The 24,455-nt window shown below is 67.1% G+C and carries 21 protein-coding genes; 14 read left to right on the top strand and 7 right to left on the bottom strand.

What is annotated here, in order from left to right:
- Positions 1 to 10 precede the first annotated feature (10 nt).
- The 4 genes from ABE424_RS05465 to asnS are packed head-to-tail and all read right to left on the bottom strand — an operon-like array spanning position 11 to position 2,692.
- On the bottom strand, positions 11 to 649 hold the full coding sequence (locus ABE424_RS05465; RefSeq protein WP_346491947.1) for an FMN-binding negative transcriptional regulator: 639 nt from the start codon (positions 647 to 649) through the stop codon (positions 11 to 13).
- Positions 650 to 655: 6 nt separating this feature from the next.
- Entirely contained in the window at positions 656 to 970 is a 315-nt protein-coding gene (locus tag ABE424_RS05460; RefSeq protein WP_121037851.1) for a hypothetical protein, read from the bottom strand.
- Complete coding sequence (locus tag ABE424_RS05455) at positions 967 to 1,272, bottom strand: hypothetical protein (RefSeq protein WP_176990894.1); 306 nt, start codon at positions 1,270 to 1,272, stop codon at positions 967 to 969. The genes ABE424_RS05460 and ABE424_RS05455 overlap by 4 nt, the downstream gene beginning before the upstream one ends.
- A gap of 25 nt (positions 1,273 to 1,297) precedes the next feature.
- Entirely contained in the window at positions 1,298 to 2,692 is a 1,395-nt protein-coding gene (asnS, locus tag ABE424_RS05450) for an asparagine--tRNA ligase (RefSeq protein ID WP_346491948.1), read from the bottom strand.
- A 186-nt stretch (positions 2,693 to 2,878) separates the two neighbouring features.
- Here asnS and ABE424_RS05445 point away from each other — a divergent pair, with 186 nt between their 5' ends.
- From ABE424_RS05445 to zipA, 6 genes are all read left to right on the top strand, one after another.
- The gene (locus ABE424_RS05445) at positions 2,879 to 3,217 is read left to right on the top strand and encodes an iron-sulfur cluster assembly accessory protein (protein ID WP_123729654.1); all 339 of its coding nucleotides are present in this window, start codon (positions 2,879 to 2,881) and stop codon (positions 3,215 to 3,217) included.
- Positions 3,218 to 3,384: 167 nt separating this feature from the next.
- A complete protein-coding gene (gene rpsF, locus ABE424_RS05440) occupies positions 3,385 to 3,825 on the top strand; it encodes a 30S ribosomal protein S6 (RefSeq protein ID WP_319213497.1) in 441 nt (146 codons plus the stop codon).
- Positions 3,826 to 3,836: 11 nt separating this feature from the next.
- On the top strand, positions 3,837 to 4,067 hold the full coding sequence (gene rpsR / locus ABE424_RS05435; protein WP_002804494.1) for a 30S ribosomal protein S18: 231 nt from the start codon (positions 3,837 to 3,839) through the stop codon (positions 4,065 to 4,067).
- A 155-nt stretch (positions 4,068 to 4,222) separates the two neighbouring features.
- On the top strand, positions 4,223 to 4,675 hold the full coding sequence (gene rplI, locus ABE424_RS05430; protein ID WP_019184347.1) for a 50S ribosomal protein L9: 453 nt from the start codon (positions 4,223 to 4,225) through the stop codon (positions 4,673 to 4,675).
- 925 nt (positions 4,676 to 5,600) lie between these two features.
- Entirely contained in the window at positions 5,601 to 9,104 is a 3,504-nt protein-coding gene (smc, locus tag ABE424_RS05425; RefSeq protein ID WP_346477674.1) for a chromosome segregation protein SMC, read from the top strand.
- Between the two features lie 47 nt (positions 9,105 to 9,151).
- Complete coding sequence (zipA, locus tag ABE424_RS05420; protein WP_346491949.1) at positions 9,152 to 9,889, top strand: cell division protein ZipA; 738 nt, start codon at positions 9,152 to 9,154, stop codon at positions 9,887 to 9,889.
- Between the two features lie 91 nt (positions 9,890 to 9,980).
- Here the strand turns inward: zipA and ABE424_RS05415 are convergent, their stop codons facing one another.
- Complete coding sequence (locus ABE424_RS05415; RefSeq protein WP_346491950.1) at positions 9,981 to 11,102, bottom strand: pyridoxal phosphate-dependent aminotransferase; 1,122 nt, start codon at positions 11,100 to 11,102, stop codon at positions 9,981 to 9,983.
- A gap of 126 nt (positions 11,103 to 11,228) precedes the next feature.
- On the opposite strand from ABE424_RS05415, the gene ligA reads away from it, so the two are divergent.
- The 8 genes from ligA to ABE424_RS05375 all read left to right on the top strand — a co-directional run bounded on the left by ligA (position 11,229) and on the right by ABE424_RS05375 (position 23,234).
- Positions 11,229 to 13,691, top strand: coding sequence for an NAD-dependent DNA ligase LigA (gene ligA / locus ABE424_RS05410; RefSeq protein WP_346491951.1), 2,463 nt, complete (start codon positions 11,229 to 11,231; stop codon positions 13,689 to 13,691).
- 52 nt (positions 13,692 to 13,743) lie between these two features.
- A complete protein-coding gene (locus tag ABE424_RS05405; RefSeq protein WP_346477671.1) occupies positions 13,744 to 14,229 on the top strand; it encodes a GNAT family N-acetyltransferase in 486 nt (161 codons plus the stop codon).
- On the top strand, positions 14,226 to 15,170 hold the full coding sequence (gene epmA / locus ABE424_RS05400) for an EF-P lysine aminoacylase EpmA (RefSeq protein WP_346491952.1): 945 nt from the start codon (positions 14,226 to 14,228) through the stop codon (positions 15,168 to 15,170). The genes ABE424_RS05405 and epmA overlap by 4 nt, the downstream gene beginning before the upstream one ends.
- Positions 15,171 to 15,280: 110 nt before the next feature.
- Positions 15,281 to 16,003: a DUF3011 domain-containing protein gene (locus ABE424_RS05395; protein WP_346491953.1), complete on the top strand. Its 723-nt coding sequence runs from the start codon at positions 15,281 to 15,283 to the stop codon at positions 16,001 to 16,003.
- Between the two features lie 43 nt (positions 16,004 to 16,046).
- Positions 16,047 to 17,108 carry an S-methyl-5-thioribose-1-phosphate isomerase gene (gene mtnA, locus ABE424_RS05390; protein WP_346490331.1) on the top strand — a complete coding sequence of 354 codons (1,062 nt, stop codon included), beginning with the start codon at positions 16,047 to 16,049 and terminating at the stop codon, positions 17,106 to 17,108.
- A 248-nt stretch (positions 17,109 to 17,356) separates the two neighbouring features.
- Complete coding sequence (gene gyrA, locus ABE424_RS05385) at positions 17,357 to 20,056, top strand: DNA gyrase subunit A (protein ID WP_346491954.1); 2,700 nt, start codon at positions 17,357 to 17,359, stop codon at positions 20,054 to 20,056.
- Positions 20,057 to 20,256: 200 nt separating this feature from the next.
- Positions 20,257 to 22,749, top strand: a complete 2,493-nt coding sequence (locus tag ABE424_RS05380; protein ID WP_346491955.1) for a membrane-bound PQQ-dependent dehydrogenase, glucose/quinate/shikimate family — start codon at positions 20,257 to 20,259, stop codon at positions 22,747 to 22,749.
- Between the two features lie 272 nt (positions 22,750 to 23,021).
- Positions 23,022 to 23,234 carry a hypothetical protein gene (locus tag ABE424_RS05375; protein ID WP_346491956.1) on the top strand — a complete coding sequence of 71 codons (213 nt, stop codon included), beginning with the start codon at positions 23,022 to 23,024 and terminating at the stop codon, positions 23,232 to 23,234.
- Positions 23,235 to 23,279: 45 nt separating this feature from the next.
- Here the strand turns inward: ABE424_RS05375 and ABE424_RS05370 are convergent, their stop codons facing one another.
- Together ABE424_RS05370 and ABE424_RS05365 are read right to left on the bottom strand one after the other, a co-directional pair.
- Positions 23,280 to 23,672 carry a DUF3037 domain-containing protein gene (locus ABE424_RS05370; protein WP_346477664.1) on the bottom strand — a complete coding sequence of 131 codons (393 nt, stop codon included), beginning with the start codon at positions 23,670 to 23,672 and terminating at the stop codon, positions 23,280 to 23,282.
- The gene (locus tag ABE424_RS05365) at positions 23,650 to 24,426 is read right to left on the bottom strand and encodes a HipA family kinase (RefSeq protein ID WP_346491957.1); all 777 of its coding nucleotides are present in this window, start codon (positions 24,424 to 24,426) and stop codon (positions 23,650 to 23,652) included. Before ABE424_RS05365 ends, ABE424_RS05370 begins: the two co-directional genes overlap by 23 nt.
- Between the last annotated feature and the right edge of the window lie 29 nt (positions 24,427 to 24,455).

Genomic DNA, 24,455 nt, shown 5'->3' with positions numbered 1-24,455 from the left:
GTGGGGAAGGTCAGTCGGCGGACGTGCCGCCCTCGCGTCGCCAGCGCATCCACTGCGCCAGCTCGCGGGATGCCGGGGCCTCCAGTGCCGACAGCGCGTCGATCACGCTGGACTGGTTGGCCTCGGGGTGGTTCTGGCTGAGCTTGAGTTTGATCTGCACCTGCGCCGGGCGGAAACGGAAACCGTCGATGCCGCCGAGCATGCGCTGCTGGCGGGGCTCGATCGGCAGCAGGTTCCAGTCGCCGCCGACCTGCGCCTCGTAGTGCGCGCTCAGGCCATCCAGCATGGCGATCAGCGTGTCCGGATCGGTGGTCGGTTCCAGCACCCCACGCAGTTCCGCAGCCGCGTAGTTCCAGGTCGGTACGCGCGCCTGCGCGGCTTTGTCCGGATACCAGCCTGGCGATATGTACGCGTGCGGGCCCTGCACCAGCATCAACGCCGGGCCGGCGTGTCCCGCCTGCGGATTGGGCCTGGCCCAGTGGCCTTCGATCAGGATGCCGTCGGCATCGCGCTTGTACAGCACCGGCAGGCGGGTGGCCTGCGGCAGACCATCGGGCCCGGTGGTGACCAGGGTGACGAACGCATCACGCGCCAGCAGCCGGTCCAGCCAGATCAGGTCGGTCTCGACGAAGGCGGACGGGATGAACATCGTCGGTTACGCCCGCGCGCCCAGGCTCTGGACCATGCGGCCGTGGAGTGCGTCGTCGCTGTCGGCCTGCGGCGGCTGCACTTCATGCAGCGAAAAGCCGCGCACCAGGGCGTCTTCTTCGTCCAGGCCGTCGTAGGCGACGAACTCGGCGTCGAACAGCTGCGAGCGCGCGGTGTCTTCGCTGTCGTAGCTCAGCGTGTTGCCGTCGCTGTCCAGCACCTCTGCGGTGCCCGCCGGGCGGACCCGCAGGCGGGCCCAGATCAGCGTGTTGCCGAGGCTGGCCAGGAACCACTCGTCGTGGTGGGAAGTGTCGTCGTTCATGTCAGTACCATCGAAAGCAGCCAGAGCAGGGCAGCCATGCCCAGTCCGGCAAGAAGAGTAAGCAGCGAGAGCCAGGCCGGCGTGGCCAGGCCGGTCAGCGAGCGGTCGCTGCTCTGGCGATAGTCACGGCCGAGCAGCCAGCGCAGCGCATCCGGGCGCAGGAATGCGCCCGTACCGAAACGATCCGCCAGCGCCGGATGACGGTCGCGGATGTGGACCAGGGTCAGCGGCCAGAAGATCACGAAGGCACTGAACCCGGCGATCGCCACGCCGACGAAACACAGCGCGAAGAACAGGGTCATGGGCTCGGTGCCTCCGTGGTCGGGATCAGAATTCGGCGCTGCCCGGTGCGCGCGGGTAGGGGATCGCGTCGCGGATGTTGCTCAGCCCGCAGACGTAGACCACCAGGCGCTCGAAGCCCAGGCCGAAACCGGCGTGCGGCACCGAACCGTAGCGGCGGAAATCGCGGTACCAGCCGTAATGCTCCGGATCGAGGCCGAACTGCGCCATGCGCGCATCGAGCACGTCCAGGCGCTCTTCGCGCTGGCTGCCGCCGATGATCTCGCCGATGCCCGGGGCCAGCACGTCCATCGCGGCGACGGTCTTGCCGTCATCGTTCAGGCGCATGTAGAAGGCCTTGATGTGCTCGGGGTAGTTGGTCACCACCACCGGGCGGCCGATGTGTTCTTCGGTCAGCCAGCGCTCGTGCTCGGTCTGCAGGTCCAGGCCCCATTCGACCGGGAAGTCGAACTTCTTGTCGGCCTTCTGCAGCAGCTTCACCGCTTCGGTGTAGTCGATCTGCTCGAACGGGGCGTTGATGAAGCCTTCCAGCTTGGTGATCGCGTTCTTGTCCACGCGCTCGGCCAGGAAGGCCAGGTCATCGCCGCGCTCATCGAGCACCGCGCGGAACAGGTACTTCAGGAACTGCTCGGCCAGGCGCGCGTCTTCGGCCAGATCGGCGAAGGCGATTTCCGGCTCGATCATCCAGAACTCCGCCAGGTGGCGGGTGGTGTTGGAGTTCTCGGCACGGAAGGTCGGGCCGAAGGTGTAGACCTTGCTCAGCGCCAGGCAGTACGCCTCGACGTTCAGCTGGCCGGACACGGTCAGGAAGGTTTCCTTGCCGAAGAAATCACGGCTGAAATCGACCTCGCCCTTTTCGTTGCGCGGCAGGTTGGCCATGTCCAGGGTCGAGACCCGGAACATCTGGCCGGCGCCTTCGGCATCGGAGGTGGTGATGATCGGGGTGCTGATCCAGTTGAACCCGTTCTCATGGAAGAACCGGTGTACGGCCTGGGACAGGCAGTTGCGGATACGGGTGACCGCGCCGAACAGATTGGTGCGCGGGCGCAGGTGGGCCACTTCCCGCAGGAACTCGGCGCTCATCGGCTTGGGCTGGATCGGGTAGGTCAGCGGATCTTCGACCAGGCCGACGATCTCGATGTGGCTGGCCTGGATCTCGAAGGACTGGCCCTTGCCCTGGGACTTGACCAGGGTGCCGCGGGCGATCACCGAGCAGCCCGGCGTCAGGCTCTTGATGTCGTCGAAGTTGGCCAGGGTGTCGTTGGCCACCACCTGGATGGGGGCGAAGCAGGAGCCATCGGTGACATTGACGAAGGCAAGCGCCGCAGAGCCGCGCACCGTGCGGACCCATCCGCGTACTGTTGCCTCGCCGCCTTCCGGGATCTTCCCGGCAAGCGCATGTTCAACGCTGACCACCGTCATGACTTGAATCCTCTGTTGATCGACTCGATCTCTGAACACGGAGTTTAACGGGTGCGGTGTTCGGCTTGCGAGGCATTTTTCGCGCGCTCTCCGGGGCTGCGCGCCATGTGAACCGCAGCGACGGCCGTCGAAGCCGGGCCGCGCCATACCCTCTATAATGATCACGATCCGCTGGAGTTGCCTGTCATGGCCGTAAGCCTTACCCCTGTTGCCTTTGCCCGTGTGCAGAAGTTCGTCGAACAGACCCCCGGCGCGCTGGGCCTGCGTTTCGGCGTGACCCGCACCGGCTGTTCCGGCTGGGGCCACATCACCGATCTGGCCCGCGATGAGCGCGAGGGCGACACCGTCTTCGAGCAGGACGGGGTCCGCATCTATGTGGATGCCACCAGCCTGGACCTGGTCGACGGCACTGAAATCGACTTCGGCAAGCATGGACTGAGCGAGACCTTCACGTTCAGGAACCCGAACGCGACCGCCGAATGCGGCTGCGGCGAGAGCTTCACGACCGAGGCCGACAAGGCCTGATCGCCCGCGCGCCGGGCCTGTTGCGCCCGCCCGGCTTGCCTGAAACCCCTTCTGCTGCCACAATGTGCGGCTTCCTGCCTGATTCCGGGCAGGACCCTTGCCCCACCGCGTTCACCTGCGGGGGGCTGTCCGGCCCTCAAAGGGCCACATCCGAAAGGTAAAAACACATGAGTCGTCATTACGAAGTCGTGTTCCTGGTCCATCCGGACCAGAGCGAACAGGTCCCGGCCATGATCGAGCGCTACAAGGCGCTGGTCGAGAACGGCAGCGGCACCATCCACCGTCTGGAAGATTGGGGCCGTCGTCAGCTGGCTTACCCGATCCAGAACCTGGTGAAGGCCCACTACGTCATGCTCAACATTGAGTGCGACCAGGCCGTGCTGAGCGAGCTGGTGGAAAGCTTCCGCTTCAACGACGCCGTGCTGCGCAACCTCGTCATCAAGCGTGACGAAGCTGACACCGAGCAGTCGCTGATCATGAAGAGCAAGGACGAGAAGGGTGACAAGCCCGAGCGTGGCGAGCGTCGTCGTCGTGATGACGAAGAAGGTGAAACCACCCCCGCCGCCGCTGACACCGATGCCGGCGAAGACGCCGCTTCGGCCGCTTAAGGAGCACTGACATGTCCAAGTTCTTCCGTCGTCGCAAGTTCTGCAAGTTCACGGCCGAAGGTGTCAAGGAGATCGATTACAAGGATCTCAACACCCTGCGCCAGTACCTCACCGAGAACGGCAAGATCGTGCCGAGCCGCGTGACCGGTACCAAGTCGAAGTACCAGCGCCAGCTGGCAACGGCCGTCAAGCGCGCCCGTTTCCTGGCCCTGATTCCGTACACCGACAACCACGACGTCTGATGAAGGCAGGCGGCCTTGCGGTCGCCGCTTTCGCGGATCTGGCCGCCCGCGCTGCATGGCGTCGGGCGGTTTCCAGGTCTGCCGTTCGGATATTCGGACAGCCATCCGCTGCGGGGCCTGAGCCTCGCTAACGAATACATATTTGGAGCTACACCATGAAGCTGATTCTTCTTCAGAAGGTCACCAACCTCGGCGGTCTGGGCGATCTGGTCGACGTGAAGCCGGGCTACGGCCGCAACTTCCTCGTCCCGACCGGCAAGGCCGTTCCGGCCACCGCGACCAACGTGGCTGAGTTCGAAGCCAAGCGCGCTGATTACGAAGCCAAGGCCCAGTCGATCCACGCTGACGCCGAAGCCCGCAAGGCGCAGCTGGAAGGCAAGAGCGTCACGATCGCTGCGAACGCTTCGACCGAAGGCAAGCTGTACGGTTCGGTCGGCCCGCGCGATATCGCCGAAGCCTTCACCGCTGCCGGCCTGCCGCTGGAAAAGAGCGAAGTGATCCTGGGCGAAGGCGCGTTCCGCAACGTGGGCGAGTACGAGGTGACCGTTCACCTGCACGCCGACGTCGAAACCACCGTCAAGGTGGTTGTGGAAGCCGAAAAGGCCTGATCCCCGCCGAAAGGCTGGAGTCACTGAAACGGGCGCCCGCGAGGGTGCCCGTTTTTGTTTTGGGGCGGCTGCAGCAGCAACGGCAAGGCCGCTTGCGACTGTGGCGCCAACGCCAACGGCATGGCGCCTTCAGGGTACGGGTGGGAGGGCGCCGGGTAGCCCGTCCCGGGACCCGCCGTGAACCCCGCTCCGCGGTCCGGCCCAGCCGCTGGCGGCTGTGCGTTCGAACGCATGCGAGGCAGTGCCTCGCAAGCAATGCGTTCTCACCCATGGGGGCTCGTAATGCGCCATCCATGGCGCCTTACGGTCCCGGGCCGGGCTACCCGGCACCCTCCAGCGTGGTATCCGGTGCGGCGGTTGGAAGGGCAGGGCAGCCTCAGCGTTCCAGGGCACGCGGGGTCTGCGCCTTTGGATAGGCGGCCGGCTTGGGTAGATCCACGCCATGCGTGGATGCTCCAGGTTCCAGGTGCCGCCCCAGCCACGCATGGCGTGGCTCTACCCCCGTTCCGCGCGTCGGCGGTGGCGGGTCAGCTCGGGTCAGCTCGGCCAGCGTGGGTCCGGTCCGGGCTGTTCCGCTTTGGCTGTTCGCCTGCACACCAGCCCTCTGTCTACGGGATGGCGTGGGTGGGGTGGCGGGACCGTAAGGCGCCATGGATGGCGCATTACGAGCCCCCATGGACGGGTTCACGGCGGGTCCCGCGACCCCACCCACGCCGTCCCGCCTCGCGCCACCGTGAAATGCGGGCTTTGGCTTTGGCTCCACCCCCCGCAGCCCGCTGAACACCCGCCCCGTTATACTCAGGCTATCGCGTCGCCCCCGGGGCCATTGAAACCCTGCAACATCAATGGCTTGAAGGGTAAATCCGCTCCGTAATCCACCATGGTGGGGGTCGCTTCAGGCCTTCGCCCGGAAAACCATCACGCCATGCGTCTGTCCACGATCAAGCTGTCCGGATTCAAATCCTTCGTCGATCCGACCACGCTGCACCTGCCGACCAACATGACCGGCGTGGTGGGCCCCAATGGCTGTGGCAAATCGAACATCATCGACGCCGTGCGCTGGGTCATGGGCGAAAGCTCCGCCAGCCGCCTGCGCGGCGACTCGCTCACCGACGTGATCTTCTCCGGCTCCTCCGCCCGTAAGCCCGTCTCACAGGCCGTCGTCGAACTGATCTTCGACAACACCGACCACACCATCACCGGCGAATACGCCTCGTTCAACGAGATTTCGGTCAAGCGTACCGTCAGCCGCGACGGCAGCAGCAACTACTACCTCAACGGCACCAAGTGCCGCCGGCGCGACATCACCGATCTGTTCCTGGGTACCGGCCTGGGGCCGCGCAGCTACTCGATCATCGAGCAGGGCATGATCAGCAAGATCATCGAGGCCCGCCCCGAAGACCTGCGCGTGTACCTCGAAGAAGCCGCCGGCATCTCCAAGTACAAGGAACGCCGCAAGGAAACCGAAACCCGCATCCGCCACACGCGCGAGAACCTGGATCGTCTCGGCGACCTGCGCGAGGAAATCGGCAAGCAGCTCGAGCACCTCAAGCGGCAGGCCCGCCAGGCCGAGCAGTACCAGGCGTTGCAGGAAGAGCGCAAGGTCAAGGATGCCGAGTGGAAGGCACTGGAATACCGAGGCCTGGACGGTCGCCTGGGCGGACTGCGCGAAGCGCTGTCGCGCGAAGAAACCCGCCTGCAGCAGCTGATCGCCGAGCAGCGCGATGCCGAGGCCCGGATCGAAACCAGCCGGCTGCGCCGCGAAGAAGCGTCCGATGCGCTCAACACCGCGCAGGCCGAGGTCTACCAGGTCGGCAGCACGCTGGCGCGCCTTGAGCAGCAGATTCAGCACCAGCGCGAAATGTCGCAGCGACTCAATAAGGCGCGCGATGAAGCACAGCAGGCGCTGGCCGATCTGGGTCAGCACATCAGCGGCGATGAGGCCAAGCTGATGGTGCTGCGCGAGGCGGTGGACGATGCCGAGCCGCGCCTGGAGCAGCTGCAGGAAGAAAACGAAATCAAGCAGGAAGCCCTGCGCGATGCCGAGGCCCGTCTGGCCGATTGGCAGCAGCGGTGGGAAAGCCATACCCGCAGCACCTCCGAGGCCTCGCGTGCCGGCGAGGTGGAACGCACCCGCGTGGACTATCTGGACCGCCAGGTGCTCGAGGCGGACCGTCGCCGCGAATCGCTGCAGGCCGAACGCGCCGGGCTGGACCTGGACGCGCTCGCCGAGGTGTTCGAGGAGCTGCATATCCAGCACGAGACCCAGAAAGCCTCGCTGGATGTGCTCAACGAGCAGGTCGAAGAACGCAAGATCGCCGTGGCCGGGCTGCAGGATCGCCAGCGCACCGGGCAGACCGAGCTGGCCGAGATCCGCAAGCAGGCCCAGGCCGCACGCGGCCGGCTGTCGTCGCTGGAAACCCTGCAGCAGGCCGCACTCGGCCAGGAGCAGGGCGCTGCCGTGGCGTGGCTGAAGGCACGCGGGCTGGATTCGGGCGCGCGCGTCGGCGAGCGCCTGACCGTGGAAAGTGGCTGGGAAAACGCCGTGGAAAGTGCGCTCGGTCAGCTGATCGAAGGCGTGCTGGTCGATGCCCCCGAAGCGCTGGTGGACGCGCTGGGCGAACTCGGCGAAGGCCGTATCGCGCTGGTCTCGGCCGAGCAGGACGCGCTGACCGTCGCGCCGACCTCGCTGGCCGCGAAAGTGCAGGGCCCGACCGCGATCCGTCGTCTGCTCGCGCGCCTGCATGCCGCCGAGGATCTCGAGGCGGCGCGTGCGCTGCAGGCAACGCTGGGCGAGGGCGATTCGGTCATCACCCGTGGCGGTGAGCGCCTGGGCGAGGGCTGGGTGCGGGTGTCGCGCTCCGGCGCGGCCAAGCAGGGCGCGCTGCTGCGTGAGCGCGAGATCGTCACCCTGCGCGAGCAGATTGAAACCCTGCAGGACCGCGAAGCCGCGCTGGAGCAGCAGTTGGCCGGCTTCCGCGACCAGTTGCTGGCCGGCGAGCAGCAGCGCGAAGACGCGCAGCGCCAGTTGTATCTGGCCCACCGCAGCGTCTCCGAACTGGGTGGGCAGCTGCAGAGCCAGCAGGGCAAGGTGGAAGCCGCGCGCACCCGCATCGATCGCATCGAAGGCGAACTGGTGCAGCTGCTGGAAACACTGGATGCCGGTCGTGAGCAGGTGCGCGAAGCACGGTCGCGCCTGGACGACGCGGTCACCAGCATGGGCGATCTGGAATCGGTCCGGGCCGCGCTGGAAGGCGAGCGGCGGCAGCTCACCGATGCCCGCGACCAGGCCCGCGACCAGGCGCGCAACGTGCGCGAAGCGGCGCATTCGCTGGCCTTGACCCTGGAATCGCAACGCGCGCAGATGGCCTCGCTCAGCCAGGCGCTGGAGCGCATGAGCACGCAGCGCGGGCAGCTGGATACCCGCCTGGGCGAACTGCATTCGCAGCTCGACGAAGGCGATTCCCCGGTCAAGACGCTGGAAGCCGAACACCAGAACGCACTGGGCGAGCGCGTGCGCGCCGACCGCGTGCTGGGTGAGGCCCGCACCCTGCTGGACGGCATCGATGCCGAACTGCGTACGTTCGAACAGACCCGCCACCAGCGCGATGAACAGGCGCTGGCGCAGCGCGAGCGGATTTCCCAGCGCAAGCTCGACCAGCAGGCGCTGGTGCTCAGTGCCGACCAGCTGTCGGCCTCGGTGGAGAAAGCCGGCTTCGTGCTGCAGGACGTGATCAATGGCCTCCCCGAGGATGCGCGCGTCACCGACTGGGAGCAGGCCGTGCACCAGATCGATGGCCGCATGCGCCGCCTGGAGCCGGTCAACCTGGCCGCCATCCAGGAGTACGGTGAGGCCTCGCAGCGTTCGGAGTATCTGGACGCGCAGAATACCGACCTCACCACCGCGCTGGAAACGCTGGAAGACGCGATCCGCAAGATCGACCGCGAGACCCGCGGCCGCTTCAAGGACACGTTCGATCGCGTCAACGCCGGCGTGCAGCAGCTGTATCCGCGCCTGTTCGGGGGTGGCCACGCGTACCTGGAACTGACAGGTGAAGACCTGCTCGACACCGGTGTTGCGATCATGGCGCGGCCGCCGGGCAAGCGGGTTTCGAGCATCTCGCTGCTGTCCGGTGGCGAGAAGGCGATGACCGCGGTGGCGCTGGTGTTTGCGATCTTCCAGCTCAACCCGGCCCCGTTCTGCCTGCTGGACGAGGTGGACGCGCCGTTGGACGAAGCCAACGTCGGTCGCCTGGCCAACATGGTCAAGGAAATGAGCGAGAAGGTTCAGTTCCTGTTTGTGAGCCACAACAAGGCCACGATGGAAGCTGCGCACCAGCTGTCCGGCGTGACCATGCGCGAACCGGGCGTCAGCCGACTGGTCAGTGTCGACCTGGAGGAAGCCGCACGATTGGCGGGCGCGGCGTGACGTGCCATCCTTAAGTACCTGAATGATTTAGCCGGAGAACCTCCCGAATGTCCGACATGGCACTGCTCCGCATCGGCATCCTGGCCGCCGGCCTGCTGTTGATCGCTGCGATCTTCCTGTTTGGCCGTCCGAAAAAGAAAGTGCAGGGCCGCCGCGTCGAGGGCGCCGAAGGCGCCAACGGCCAACGCCGCGAGCCCGTGCTGGCTGACGGCGAGAGCCCGGCCGACGGCGCTGCGCCCGTGGTGGGCGAAGACGGCGTGACCCAGCCCGAACTCGGCCTGCCCGAGGTGGATGCCGGTCCGGCCAGCGACCTGGGCAAGCGCACCACCCAAGATTTCGACAAGATCGTCTCGCTGTTCGTTGCCGCCCGCGCGGGCGAGCAGCTGCGGGGCGAAGACATCGTGGTCGCGGCCGAAAAGACCGGCCTGGTGTTCGGCCACATGAATGTCTTCCACCGCCTGGTCGAAGGCCACCCCGAGCGCGGCCCGATCTTCTCGATGGCCAGCATCATGAAGCCGGGCAGTTTCGACATGGCCAACATCCGCGAGATGGAAACGCCGGCGATCGCCTTCTTCCTGACCCTGCCGGCGCCGCTGACCGCGCTGGATGCCTGGGAAAAGATGCTGCCGACCGTGCAGCGCATGGGCGAGCTGCTCGATGGCGTGGTGCTCGATGACAGCCGCAACGCCCTGGGCCGCCAGCGCATCGCGCACATCCGCGACGAACTGCGCGCCTACGACCGCCAGCACCAGGCCCCGCCGCTGACCAAAGCCCCGCGTTGGTGAACCCAGCGCGGTTTGGCGGGGACGTGGACCAGCACCGGTAGGTATCGACCGTTGGTCGATACGCACACCGGCCGACACGCAACGGTCGGCCCTAGCCGTTCTCGCTGACCACCGCTTCGAACGCCTCACGGAACCGCGCCATCTCGGCCTCGGTTCCCACCGTCACCCGCACCCGCTGCGGCCAGATCGGCCAGCTGCGCCCGATCACCACGCCGCGCGCGGCCATGGCGCCGGAGAACGCGGCGCCGTCGCGCTGCACGTCGACCACGAAACAGTTCGCCTCCGAAGGCACGCACGCAAAGCCGCGCTGGCCCAGCCAGCCGACGGTGTTCTGCCGCACCAGTGCATTGTCCGCCTTGCGCTGTGCGATCAGCCCGGGATCGCGCAGGCTCGCCAGCCCTGCCGCCATCGCGGTCACCGGCAGCGGGTTGTCGCCCAGGCTGGCCAGTTCCTTCAAGCGGTCCGGATGCGCCGCGGCCACGCCCAGGCGCAGGCCGGCCATGCCGTAGAGCTTGGAGAAGGTGCGCAGCACGATCACATCGTCGCGCTGCATCACCTGGTCGATCACCGAGCGCTGCTCGCTGTACTGCAGGTAGGCCTCATCCACCAGCACCCGGGTCTTCGCCGGCTTGTGGGCGAGCAGCCAGGCGATGTCGGCCGCCGGGGTGATCGAGCCGGTGGGATTGTTGGGGTTGCACAGGTACAGCAGGCCGGCATCGACCTTCGCGGCTGCCGCCGCCATCGCACGCAGGTCGTGTGCACCATCGGCGCGCAACGGAACCTTGGCCACGGTCGCGCCCCGCGCGGCGGCGAGATCGCCCAATGCCTCGAAGGTGGGATCGGCAACGACCAGCCCCGCAGCGGGCGAGGTCCACAGCACCGCCGCCCGGTTCAGCGGCTCGCTCGAGCCCGGATACAGCCGCACGTGCTCCTTGCCAAGGCCTTCCTGCTGGGCGAACAGGTCGCGCAGTTCGCCGGCCAGACCGAACAGATAGCGCCCGCTGCTGGTGACGATGTCGCGTGCCGCTGCCTGCGCGGCAGGCGATGGCCCGTACGGGCATTCGTTGAAGTTGAGCAGCACCGGTCCTCCGGCGTGCGGAAGGGCGCGCGCAGGTGCGGCCGACGTGGGCACCATGCCGAGGCCGGACAACGCCAGGCCGGTACCGGCCAGCTGCAGGAAAGAGCGACGGGACGCGGCGAGGGCAGGGGTCACGGGACACCGGAAACGAGGGGTTCGGCGCACGCTAGCGCCCCTGCGGATCGGCGGCAAGCGCTCTTCACCGCACGCAGGCGCGGGGGGAGGGGTAAAATTGAATGCCCCACCAGGATTGCCTTCCGCATGACCCCCAGTCCCGCCGCACGTGCCGACGTCCTGCGCCGCCAGATCGAGGATGCCGGCAAGGCATACCACGAGCGCGACGAGCAGCTGATCCCCGACGTCGAGTACGACCTGCTGGTGCGTGAGCTGGAAGCGATCGAGCAGGCGCACCCGGAACTGGCCCGCGCCGATTCTCCGACCCGGCAGGTCGGTGGCAAGGCCTCCTCGCGCTTCGCCGAGGTCCGCCACGCGGTGCCGATGCTGTCGCTGGGCAACGCCTTCAGCGATGAGGAAGTGCAGGATTTCGTGCGCCGCATCGGCGAGCGCCTGCGCCGCAGCACGCTGTATTTCTCCGCCGAACCCAAGCTCGACGGCCTGGCGATCAGTCTGCGCTACGAGAACGGCCGGTTCGTGCAGGGCGCGACGCGGGGCGATGGCGCCACCGGCGAAGACGTCAGTGCGAACCTGCGCCAGATCGCCGTGATCCCGCAGACCTTGAAAGGCGCCGGTTGGCCCGACGTGCTGGAAGTGCGTGGCGAGGTCTACATGGCCCGTGCCGATTTCGAGGCCTACAACGCCGATGCACGCCTGCATGACGGCAAGGTGCTGGCCAATCCACGCAACGCCGCTGCCGGGTCGCTGCGCCAGCTTGATCCGAAGATCAGCGCCAAGCGCAAGCTCAGCTTCTACGCCTATGGCATCGGCCAGGTCGACGGCGGTGAGCTGCCGGCCACGCATTCGGCCACGCTGGCCCAGCTGCGCGAGTGGGGCTTCCCGGTCAGCGATCTGTGCCAGGTGGTGGAAGGCGCGGACGGACTGCTTGCCTATTACCGTGACATCGGTGAGCGCCGCGATGGCTTGGCGTTCGATATCGACGGCGTGGTCTACAAGCTCGATGATCGCGCCGGCCAGGAACAGATGGGCTTCGTCGCCCGTGCGCCGCGCTGGGCGATCGCGCACAAGTTTCCGGCGCAGGAACAGACCACCACGGTGGAGGCGATTGAAATCCAGATCGGCCGCACCGGCGCGGCGACGCCGGTCGCGCGCCTGGCGCCGGTCGCGGTGGCGGGCGTGATCGTCTCCAACGCGACGCTGCACAATGCCGACCAGATCGCGCGCCTGGATGTCCGTGTGGGTGACACGGTGATCGTGCGTCGCGCCGGCGATGTGATCCCCGAAGTGGTCAGCGTGATCGCCGACCGCCGCCCTGCCGGGACCCGGCCGTGGCAGATGCCGTCGCAGTGCCCGGTGTGCGGTTCGGAGATCGTCCGCGAAGAGGGCGAGGCGGCCTGGCGCTGCTCGGGTGAGCTGAGCTGCCCGGCGCAGCGCAAGGAAGCCATCGCGCACTTTGCCTCGCGCCGCGCGATGGATATCGATGGCCTGGGCGGCAAGTACATCGAGACGCTGGTCGACGCCGGCATCGTGCGCGGTGTGGCCGATCTGTATCGTCTGCAGCGCGACCAGCTGCTGCAGCTCAAGCTGGTGCTGGATGCCGAGTCGCCCGAGGCGCTGGCCAGCCAGGTCGGCCTGCACCTGCCGCCGGAAGGCAGTGGCGAGTACCTCCGCAGCCTGCTCAAGCTGGACGGCAGCGACGAGGCGTGGCGCGCGCAGGCGCTGGCGATGCCGGCCACGTTCACGTGGAACACGAAGAAGATCGCGACCAAGTGGGCCGACAACCTGATCGCCGCGATCGATGCCAGCCGCACCACCACGCTGGAGCGCCTGCTGTTCGCACTGGGCATCGAGCACGTCGGCGAGAGCACCGCCAAGGCCCTGGCGACCTGGTTCGGTGATCTCGAGCTGATCCGCCATCTGCCGTGGCCGCTGTTCAAGCGCGTGCCGGACATCGGCGGTGAGGTCGCGCGCTCGCTCGGCCACTTCTTCGAGCAGGCCGGCAACCAGGAGGCGATCGATGCGCTGCTGCAGGTCGGTCAGGTCCGCATCAGCGATGTGCATCCGCCGATCGCCAAGCTGCGCGAGGGGCTGGATTTCGCGCAGTTGCTGGTTGAAGCGGAGATTCCGGGCATAACCCGCCTGCGCGCCGAGAAGCTGGTCGCCATGCTGCCGGACGCTGCCTCGGTGCTGGATGCCGAGCCGGTGCGTTTCGTGGCGGCCGGATTGCCCAACGAGGTGGCACTCGGCCTGGCCGACTGGTTGGACAGCGACGGTCATGGCCCGATGCTGCTCAAGGCCGAGGACTACCGCCGGAAGCTGCTGGCCCTGGCGCCGGAACAGGCCGAGCAGGCCGCGGGCCCGCTGGAGGGTCAGACCGCCGTGCTGACCGGCACGCTGGCGCAGATGAATCGCGATGAGGCCAAGGCACGGCTGGAAGCGCTGGGCGCCAAGGTGGCCGGCAGTGTGTCGAAGAAGACCTCCTTCGTGGTGGCCGGTGCCGAGGCGGGCTCCAAACTGACCAAGGCGCAGGAACTGGGCGTGCCGGTCTGGGACGAAGACCAGCTGGTGGCCTTCCTCGCGCAGCACTGAATCTGTCGCGGGGCCGCCGTGCCCCGCGCTCCGTCCTTCAAAGAGAAACCGCATGCATACCGTCCCCCTCGATTTCCGCCTGGCCACCGTGGCCGACACCGAGCTGCTGATCGGGCTGATGCGCGATTTCTACGCCGAAGACAAACTCGATTTCGACGACACCCGCGTGCGCAGGGCCCTGGCGTCGCTGCTGGAAGATCCGCGCAACGGCGAAGTGCTGTTGTGGCTGGACGAGGCGGGCAGCGTGGTCGGCTACGGCGCGCTGGCGATGGGCTTCAGCCTGGAGCAGGGCGGTCACTTCGCGCTGCTGGACGAGCTGTACCTGGGCCATGCCGCACGCGGCCGCGGCCGCGGCAAGCAGGCGCTGGCCATCCTGGAACAGCGTGCGAACGCACGCGGGGTGGAGCGCATGCGGCTGGAAGTGAACCACCACAACGAACTCGCGCGCCGGCTGTACCTGGCGACCGGCTATGTCGACGACACCCGCGACCTGCTGACCCTGCCGCTGGCGCAGCGCCTGAAGGACGCGCGCGCATGATCGCAGCGCTGCGCCAGCGTGCCGCGCTCAACGCGCTGATCCGCAGCTTCTTCGCCGCGCGTGACGTACTGGAGGTGGAAACGCCGATCCTGTCCGCCGCTGGCAACACCGAGCCGAACATCGACAGCTTCCATACCCGTTTCAGCGGGCATGTCGATGCAGGCACGCCGCAGCGCTGGCTGCGCACTTCGCCGGAGTTCCCGCTCAAGCGCCTGCTCGCCGCCGGGGTGGGCGACTGCTACGAACTGGGCCGCGTGTTCCGCAATGGCGAGGCCGGTGGCCGCCACAATCCCGAGTTCACCATGCTGGAGTGGTATCGGGTGGGCTGGAACCATCACCGTCTGATCGACGAGACCGCCACCCTGGTACGCGACGCACTCCGGCTGGTCCAGCGTGAGGCCACGGTGCAGGTGATCGATTACCGCGCGCTCTACCAGCAGCATGTCGGGATGGACCCGTTCGAGGCGACGCTGGAACAGCTGCAGGCGCCCATGTCCGCCGTGCGCATCGACGCCGAGGGATTGACCCGCGATGACTGGCTCGATCTGCTGATGACCCACTGCATCCAGCCGCACTTCCGTGACGACACGATGACGGTGGTCCATGACTGGCCAGCGACCCAGGCGGCGTTGGCGAGGATCCGGCCGGGCACGCCGCCACTGGCGGAGCGCTTCGAGCTCTACCTGGGCAGCGTGGAGCTGGCCAACGGCTATCACGAGCTGAACGATGCGGCTGAACAGCGTGCGCGCTTCGAGCGCGACCATGCGATCCGCACGGCACGTGGCGATGTACTGCCGCCGCTCGATGAACACCTGTTGACGGCCCTGCCGGCACTGCCCGATTGCGCGGGCGTGGCGGTCGGCGTGGATCGCCTGTTGATGGCGATGAACCGCACCGGCCGGATCGCCGATGTGCTGGCCTTCGATTTCGCCCGGGCCTGAGGTGTATTTGACGCATTCGCGTCTTGCACGGGGTGCATGATGATGCTCTGATCACACGGGATGTCCGAAGGTGGTCATGTGATCGTTCAGGCGTGGCGGGGATCGTGTTGATGAAGCTGTTGGTAGGCGCGGGCATGCCCCTGTGGCCGGTGTTGCTGTGGACTGCGCTGATGCCCGAAACGGCCTTGGCGCAGGCGGGCGGGTATGCCGGCCAGGTCGTGCGTTGCGAATCCCGTGACATGGAGTGGGTGCATTGCGATGTGCCGACCGAAGGCGGCGTGGATCTGATCCGCCAACTGTCCGACAACAGCTGCGTGCGTGGCTCGGAGTGGGGCACCGATCGCTCCGGCGTGTGGGTCACCCTGGGCTGCCGTGCCGAGTTCCGCGCGCGGACCGCGGCGGCCGCGCCGCGTGCCGATGGCGAACGCCGCACCCGCCGCGTGGTCCGCTGCGAATCCAATGGCCGTCCGCAGAACTGCCCGGTCGTGCTGCAGGGGGCGCCGGTCCGGCTGCTTCGCCAGCTCACCTCGCTGCCCTGCCGCGAAGGACACAGCTGGGGCTACCGCCGCAACGAAATCTGGGTGACCCGTGGCTGCCAGGGCGAGTTCGAAGTCGGTGCCGCCGATGGCACTGGCTTCCTCAACGTGCCGCGCGTCCTCGTCTGTGAATCCAAGTCGCGCCAGCGACGCTTCTGCGGCGCGGGCATCACCCACGGCGTCACCCTCAACAAGCAGCTCTCCGGCACTCCGTGCGAGCAGGGCAGCAGCTGGGGCTGGGACAGCCGCGGCGTGTGGGTCGACAAGGGCTGCCGCGCCGAATTCGCGGTCAACTGAGCGCCCGATTCCGCGTGCAACGGTGCGCCGTTACAATGGCCGCATGAACGCATCCACCGACATCGATTACGCCCGCTACGACCATATCCGCCCGATCCTGTGGACCGGCGAGAGCCTGCAGCTGCTCGACCAGCGCAAACTGCCGTTCATCGTCGAGCACGTGGAGTGCCGCGACAGCGACGCGGTCGCCGAGGCCATCCACGCGCTGACCGTGCGCGGCGCGCCCGCGATCGGCATCGCCGCCGCCTGGGGCGTGGTGCTGGCGGCCAACGAGGTCCAGGCCGATGACGGTGCGCAGGCCCTGCTGAAGCTCGAACCGGCCCTGCAGCGCCTCAACGCCTCGCGCCCGACCGCGGTGAACCTGGCCTGGGCGCTGGCCCGGATGCGCCGCGCGCTGGCCCCGGCGGGTAGCGACTGGCGCCAGGTGCTGGCCGCCGAGGCCCAGGCCATCGCCGAAGAAGACCTTGCCGCCAACCGCCACATGGGCGCACTGGGCGCCGGCCTGATCGATGCAGGCAGCGGGGTGCTCACGCATTGCAACACCGGCTCGCTGGCCACCGCCGGTTTCGGTACCGCCCTGGGCGTGATCCGCGCGGGCATGGCCCAGCACCGCATCGCGCGCGTGTTCGCCGGCGAGACCCGGCCGTGGCTGCAGGGCGCGCGCCTGACCGTCTGGGAGCTGCAGCAGGACGGCATCGACGCCACCCTGATCGCCGACTCGGCGGCCTCGCACCTGATGAAGACCGGGGCGGTGCAGTGGGTCATCGTCGGTGCGGATCGCATCTGCGCCAACGGCGATACCGCCAACAAGATCGGCACCTACCAGTTGGCCATCGCCGCCCGCCACCACGGGGTGAAGTTCATGGTCGTGGCGCCGTCCTCGACGGTGGACATGGACACCGCCGATGGCGAGCAGATCGAGATCGAACAGCGCGACCCGGGCGAGCTCTACGGCGTGGGCGGCACCCGCACCGTCGCCGAGGGCATCGCGGCCTGGAACCCGGTCTTCGACGTCACCCCGGGCAGCCTGATCGATGCCATCGTGACCGAGCGCGGGGTGATCCTGAACCCGACGGTGGCCAATATGCAGGCCGCCTTCGGCTGAGGACTGGCGCGTCGCGTGCCACGACGCGTGCCACGACCAATGGTCGTGGCCTGCCCGGGGGTGCGTCACGCGGGTTGCCTCCCGGCAACGCCCCCGTAAGTTCCTGATTCTTGCCGGTAAAACGCCCGTAAAAGCAGGCGGAGAACGGCCCGCTGTGGTAGAATCCAACGGTTAATCGAGATTCCGGCGCAACCGCCCCGAAAGGGCGGCCGCGACGGACTGGACCGCTACCAGACAACGGAACCCGAATGGCAGAAACCGCCAAGGAAATCATCCAGGTCAACCTGGAAGACGAGATGCGCAAGAGTTACCTCGATTACGCGATGAGCGTGATCGTGGGGCGCGCACTCCCGGATGCGCGCGATGGCCTCAAGCCGGTGCATCGCCGCGTGCTGTTCGCGATGAGTGAGTTGAACGCGCACAGCAACAAGCCTTACTTCAAATCGGCCCGTATCGTCGGTGACGTCATCGGTAAGTACCACCCGCATGGCGATCAGTCGGTGTACGACACGCTGGTGCGTCTGGCGCAGCCGTTCTCGCTGCGCTACATGCTGGTCGATGGCCAGGGTAACTTCGGCTCGGTCGACGGCGATTCCGCCGCTGCGATGCGATACACCGAAGCGCGCATGTCGCGGCTCACCCATGAGCTGATGGCGGACATCGACAAGGAAACCGTCGATTTCCAGCCGAACTACGACGAAAAGGAACTGGAGCCGACGGTCATGCCGACCCGGTTCCCGAACCTGCTGGTCAATGGTTCGGCCGGTATCGCGGTGGGCATGGCGACCAACATCCCGCCGCACAACCTGACCGAGTCGATCAACGCCTGCATCGCGCTGATCGACAACCCCGAGATCGACGTCGACGGCCTGATGGAGTACATCCCGGGTCCGGACTTCCCGACCGCGGGCATCATCAACGGCACCGCCGGCATCGTCGCCGGGTACCGGACCGGGCGTGGCCGTGTGCGCATCCGCGCCAAGGCCGAGGTCGAAGTGGCTGACAACGGCCGCGAATCGATCATCGTCACCGAGATTCCGTACCAGGTGAACAAGGCCCGGTTGATCGAGAAGATCGCCGAGCTGGTCAAGGAAAAGAAGCTCGAAGGCATCAGCGAACTGCGCGATGAGTCCGACAAGGACGGCATGCGCATCTTCATCGAGATCAAGCGTGGCGAGTCGGCGGAAGTTGTGTTGAACAACCTCTACCAGCAGACCCAGATGGAGTCGGTGTTCGGCATCAACATGGTGGCGCTGGTCGATGGCCGCCCGCAGTTGATGAACCTCAAGCAGATGCTCGAGGCCTTCGTGCGCCACCGCCGCGAAGTGGTCACCCGCCGCACCGTGTTCGAGCTGCGCAAGGCGCGTGCGCGTGCGCACGTGCTGGAAGGCCTGACCGTCGCGCTGGCCAACATCGACGAGATGATCGAACTGATCAAGACCTCGCCGAACCCCACCGAAGCGCGCGAACGCATGCTCGCCCGCCTGTGGGAGCCGGGCCTGGTCGGCTCGATGCTGGGCGCCGCCGGCGCCGAAGCCTCGCGTCCGGATGATCTGCCCAAGGGTGTGGGCCTGCTTGAGGGCGGCTACCAGCTGACCGAGATCCAGGCGACCCAGATCCTGGAAATGCGCCTGCACCGCCTGACCGGGCTGGAGCAGGACCGCCTGACCGACGAGTACAAGCAGCTGCTGGAAGTGATCGCCGGGCTGATCGAAATCCTGGAAGATCCCGACCGTCTGCTGCAGGTCATCCGCGAAGAGCTGATCAACGTGCGCACCGAGTTCGGCGACGACCGCCGTACCGAGATCCGCCACAGCGAAGAAGACCTGGACATCCTCGACCTGATCGCCCCGGAAGACGTGGTGGTCACCCTGTCGCACGCTGGCTATGCCAAGCGCCAGCCGGTCAGCGCCTACCGGGCCCAGCGCCGCGGTGGCCGTGGCCGCAGCGCGGCGTCGACCAAGGAAGAGGATTTCATCGAGCAGCTGTGGCTGGTCAACACGCACGATACGCTGCTGACCTTCACCAGCGCCGGCAAGGTGTTCTGGCTGCCGGTGCATCAACTGCCGGAAGCCGGGTCCAACGCCCGTGGCCGCCCGATCATCAACTGGATTCCGCTGGAAGCCGGTGAGCGGGTCCAGGCGGTACTGCCGGTACGCGAGTATGCCGAAGGCCAGTTCGTGTTCTTCGCCACCCGCAACGGTACGGTCAAGAAGACCCCGCTCAGCGAGTTCGCCTTCCGCCTGGCGCGCGGCAAGATCGCGATCAACCTCGATGAGGGCGATGCGCTGGTCGGCGTCGGCCTGACCGACGGTGAGCGCGACATCCTGCTGTTCGCCTCCAACGGCAAGACCGTGCGCTTCGGTGAGGACAAGGTCCGCTCGATGGGCCGTACCGCGACCGGCGTGCGCGGCATCAAGATGCCCAAGGGCGAGGAAGTGGTCAGCCTGATCGTGGCCGAGAGTGCCGGCGGCAGCGAAGACGAGAACGAGGATGAGGGGCTGGTCGACGAGACCGTGATCGACAGCGGCGATGCCGTGATCGAGAACGGAGCTGACGACGACAACGCGCTCTACATCCTGACCGCGACCGAGAACGGCTACGGCAAGCGCACCCCGCTGCCGGATTACCCGCGCAAGGGCCGTGGCACGCAGGGCGTGATCGGCATCCAGACCACCGAGCGCAACGGCAAGCTGGTGCGTGCGGTGCTGATGGGGCCGCGCGACGAAGTGCTGCTGATTTCCGACGGTGGCACCCTGGTGCGTACCCGTGGTTCGGAAATCTCGCGCGTCGGCCGCAACACCCAGGGCGTGACCCTGATCCGTCTGTCCAAGGAAGAGAAGCTCCAGGCGGTCGAACGCATGGATGCCTCGCTGGACGAGGGTGTGGAAGAAGATGCACCGGCGGCCGTCGAGGCCAGCCCGGTGGTGGCACCGCCGGAGGCGTAAGCCGCCCGCGGGAGTCACACGGAGAACGCCGGCGCATGCCGGCGTTTTTCGTTGGAGGGCAAGGACTTGCCGGGTTTCATCGTCGGCTGTGCCGACGTTGGCGACCGCCGCAAAGAACGCGCAACGTTCACGACCCCGGTGGGATAAGAGCCGCGGGGCCGGCAGCAACGTCGGCGATCTTCGCGCTTCAGGAGAAACCGATGTCCACCACGACGCAGACCCGCCACCCCCGCCATTGGCTGGTGGCTGTGCTGGCGATTGTCATTCTGTTGCTGGGCGTTGTATTCACCGCAGGGGGCGGCTGGCTCGCCAGCCTCGGTGGTTCCTGGTACTACGTGCTGGCCGGTGTCGGGCTGTTGATCTCCGGCGTGCAGCTGTGGCGGGGTCGCTACAGCGGTGCGCTGTGGTTCGCGCTGGTGTTCGTCGGCACGCTGCTGTGGACCTGGTGGGAGTCGGGCAGCAACTACTGGCGCTGGGTGCCGCGCCTGGGCCTGATCGTGGCGATCGGCTTCGTGCTGTCGCTGCTGCTGCCGACACTGGATCGTCCGGTATCGCGCAAGGTCTCGCGCGGGATCGCCGGCGTGCTGGCCCTGGTGTTCGTGGCGGCCTTTACGCTCGCCTTCGTGCCGCACGGCGTCACCGCTGCCGAAGGCGCGTTCCCCGAACCGATGACCAGCACCGGCCTGACACCGACCGCCGATGCGCCGCTGCAGCCGGCCGACCGCCCGGTCGATGGCGACTGGGCCGCCTATGGCCGCAACAACGCCGCCACGCGCTTCTCGCCATTGCAACAGATCACCCCGGACAACGTGGGCAAGCTTGAGCAGGCCTGGTTGTTCCGCACCGGTGACCTGCCCGAGAAGCGCTGGGGCGCGGAAACCACGCCGCTGAAAGTCGGCGACAGCCTGTATCTGTGCACCGCCCGCAACCAGCTGGTCGCGCTCAACGCCGCCGACGGCACCGAGCGCTGGCGCTACAACCCGAAGATCAAGGACAAGTCCATTCCGTACACCGCGGCCTGCCGTGGGGTCTCCTATTACGAAGTGCCGGCCACCGCGCAGGATGCCGCATTCAATGACGTCGCAGCGGATCTCGCCGTCCCGAGTGGCGTGCCGGTGCTGACCCAGGTGCCGCGTGGCGCCTGCGCTGCCCGCATCATCGAAGGCACCCTCGATGGCCGCCTGATCGCGGTCGACGCCGCGACCGGCAAGCCGTGCACAGGCTTCGGCAACAACGGCCAGGTCGACATCACCGTCGGCATGGGCGACAGCCCGGCCGGCTATGTCTCCATCACCTCGCCGCCAGCGATCGTGCAGGGCGTGATCGTCACCGGCCACCAGGTGCTGGATGGCCAGCGCCGCGATGCGCCCTCCGGCGTGATCCAGGCCTACGACGCCGTCACCGGCAAGCTGCGCTGGGCGTGGGACATGGTCCGCCCGGAACGCACCGGCGCACCGCCGGCGGGTGAGACCTATACCCGCGGCACCCCGAACATGTGGACCACCGCGACCGGCGACGACGAACTCGGCCTGGTCTACCTGCCGATGGGCAACTCGGCCGGCGATTACTGGAGTGGTTCGCGCACGGAGAACGAGAACAGATACGCCACGTCGCTGGTCGCCATCGACGTCAACACCGGCAAGCCGGCCTGGCATTTCCAGGCGGTGCGCAAGGATGTCTGGGATTACGACATGGGCTCGCAGGCGACCCTGATCGACTATCCGACCGCCGCCGGCAAAGTCCCGGCGCTGCTGCTGCCGACCAAACAGGGCGACATGTACATCCTCGACCGCCGCACCGGGAAGCTGCTGACCCCGGCCGAAGAGCGCAAGGTTCCGACTGGCGGCGTCGAGCCGGAACAGCGTTCCCCGACCCAGCTGTTCTCGCTGTATCACACGCTGCGCAAGCCGGACCTCACCGAGCGCGACATGTGGGGCATGACGCCGATCGATCAGCTGGTCTGCCGCATCCAGTTCCGCAAGGCCAGTTACGAAGGTTTCTACACTCCGCCGACCGCGGACCGTCATTCCATCGAGTATCCCGGTTACAACGGCGGCTCGGACTGGGGCAGCGTGGCCGTGGATCCGCGTCGCGGCGTGATCGTGGCCAACTACAACGACATGCCCAATTACAACCGGCTGGTGCCGCGCGAGAAGGCGGACAAGCTGGGCTGGCTGCCGCGCGAGGACGTGACCGCCGACAAGGGCGGCGCGGAAGGTGCGGGCGATCCGCAGGTGGGCACGCCGTACGCCATCGACGTCAACGCCGGCTGGCGCCTGCCGTTCACCAAGCTGCTGTGCAAGGAACCGCCGTACGGTGGCATCCGTGCCGTCGACCTGCGTACCGGCAAGACCCTGTGGGACCGCCCGTTCGGCAGCGCCCGCGGCAACGGCCCGTTCGGCATCCGTTCCGGCCTCCCGATCGAAATCGGCACGCCCAACAACGGCGGCTCGGTGGTCACTGCCAGCGGCCTGATCTTCATCGCCGCGGCGACCGATGATCTGCTGCGTGCGATCGACCTGAAAACCGGCAAGGAACTCTGGCACGCCAAGCTGCCGGCCGGCGGCCAGGCCAACCCGATGATCTACGCGTTCGGCGGACGCCAGTACGTGGTCATCATGGCCGGCGGCCACCACTTCATGGAAACCCCGGCGGGCGATTACGTGATCGCCTACGCGCTGCCGAAGGGGTGAGGATCGGGAAGGCGCGCGACACCGTGTAAGAGCGGCATTTGGCGGATGCGCCGCGACGTGGGTATGCTGAGCCACCAAGCCGCTCTACAAGGAAGTTCATGCGCCGTCTTTTCGTGTGTTCCGTTCTACTGGTGTCGAGTCTCTCCGTCAGTGCCGTGGCAGCAGCAAAGGAGGACGTCGCTGTCGTTCCACCGACCGAGCTCAGGCACTACTGGACCCCGTCTGAGAAGCCGTTCTCGCCCAATTTGAACTCGGACATGCGAGGCGTTCGAATGTCCAGCGAGGTTGAAGTGGAATACACGATCAACAAGCGCGGCCGCGTGCGCGACGTAAAGGTGCTCGCGTTCGCGCCGGAAGGCAGCAACCCGAACTGGGCGGCCCAGGCCATCAAGGCACATGCCTACCTGCCCGCCGAGGGCAACACGGCCCGCACCCCGATACGTACGCAGACCACGGTCCGCATGCAGCCCCGCACCACGCGCTGAGCCCCACGTGAGCACTACCGCCAGTCATACAAGGCGGTAGTGCTGTTACGTCGGAACGCGCACCATTTTCCGCATCAGATGCTCGACCACGCCTGTCGGCTCCGCCGTGCGACCGACGTGCGTGCTCGACATCTGCACCACCGAGCTGCGCTTGGCGGTGAGGAAATGGAAGCGGGCGCGCGCAGGCAATTGCGCGATCGGCCCGGCGGTCGCATCACCGCGGCAGATCGCCACGATCGCGTCCAGCCAGGGCCGCAGTCCTTCGATATCCAGTGACGGGGCAAAGGCACGCAGCCGCTCCAGATCCAGCTCGATCGCCGCTTCGAGATGCTTGGCGCCCGGGCACGACACGATCACCCCGACGTTGATGAACTCCTCGCGCTCGACGCGGGGCACCACGCGGATCACCGCATAGTCATACGTGTGCAGTGTGGGCACGGACGGCCTCCTGGACAAAGGCGGCGCGGACGCGAAGGCGGTGTTGCAGGTAATCGATGTACGCCTGGCGGTAGGCGGTCGGGCTGTCGAAGGCGGGTTCGTCCACCAGCCAGCTGTCCGGCACCAGGCCGACGATGCGCTCGATTTCCGCATCCGGCAGCATCACCGCGAGACCGGGATCCACCTCGGCAATCTGCGTGGCGAACGGCAGCAGCACATGATCGCGGATCAGCACGAACGGCTTCTTGCAGGCCTCGCCGGCACTGGCCCAATCGTGATGGAAATACATCGCTGCGCCATGGTCGATCAGGTACAGCTTGCGATGCCAGACCATCAGGTTGGGATTGCGGGCGGTGCGGTCGACGTTGCTGGTGAACGCATCGAACCACACGATCTTCGAGGCAAGCTCCGCATCGGGCTGCATCGCGGCCGGGTCGTAGTTGATCGCGCCGGGCAGGTAATCGCTGCCCAGGTTCAGGCCTTCGCTGGCGCGGATCAGGTCCTGGATCTCCGGGTCCGGCTCGGTCCGCGCGAACTCGCGGTCCAGCTCGACGAACAGGATTTCCGGAATCGGCAGGCCGAGCGTGCGGGCGATCTCGCCGGCGATCAGTTCGGCGATCAGCGCCTTCGGTCCCTGGCCGGCGCCCCGGAACTTGAGGACGACCATGCCGTCGTCGTCGGTCTCGACCACGGCGGGCAGGGAGCCGCCTTCGCGCAGCGGGGTGACATATCGGAGGGCGTGCACGGTTCGCATGGGACATTCTAGCCGGGCTTTGCGGTGTC

The sequence above is a fragment of the Stenotrophomonas sp. TWI1149 genome (genome assembly GCF_039673155.1).
GTDB classification, from domain to species: domain Bacteria; phylum Pseudomonadota; class Gammaproteobacteria; order Xanthomonadales; family Xanthomonadaceae; genus Stenotrophomonas; species Stenotrophomonas maltophilia_AA.
The sequence above is the reverse complement of the archived record's forward strand: the minus strand, read 5'-3'. Positions and strand labels throughout refer to the sequence as shown.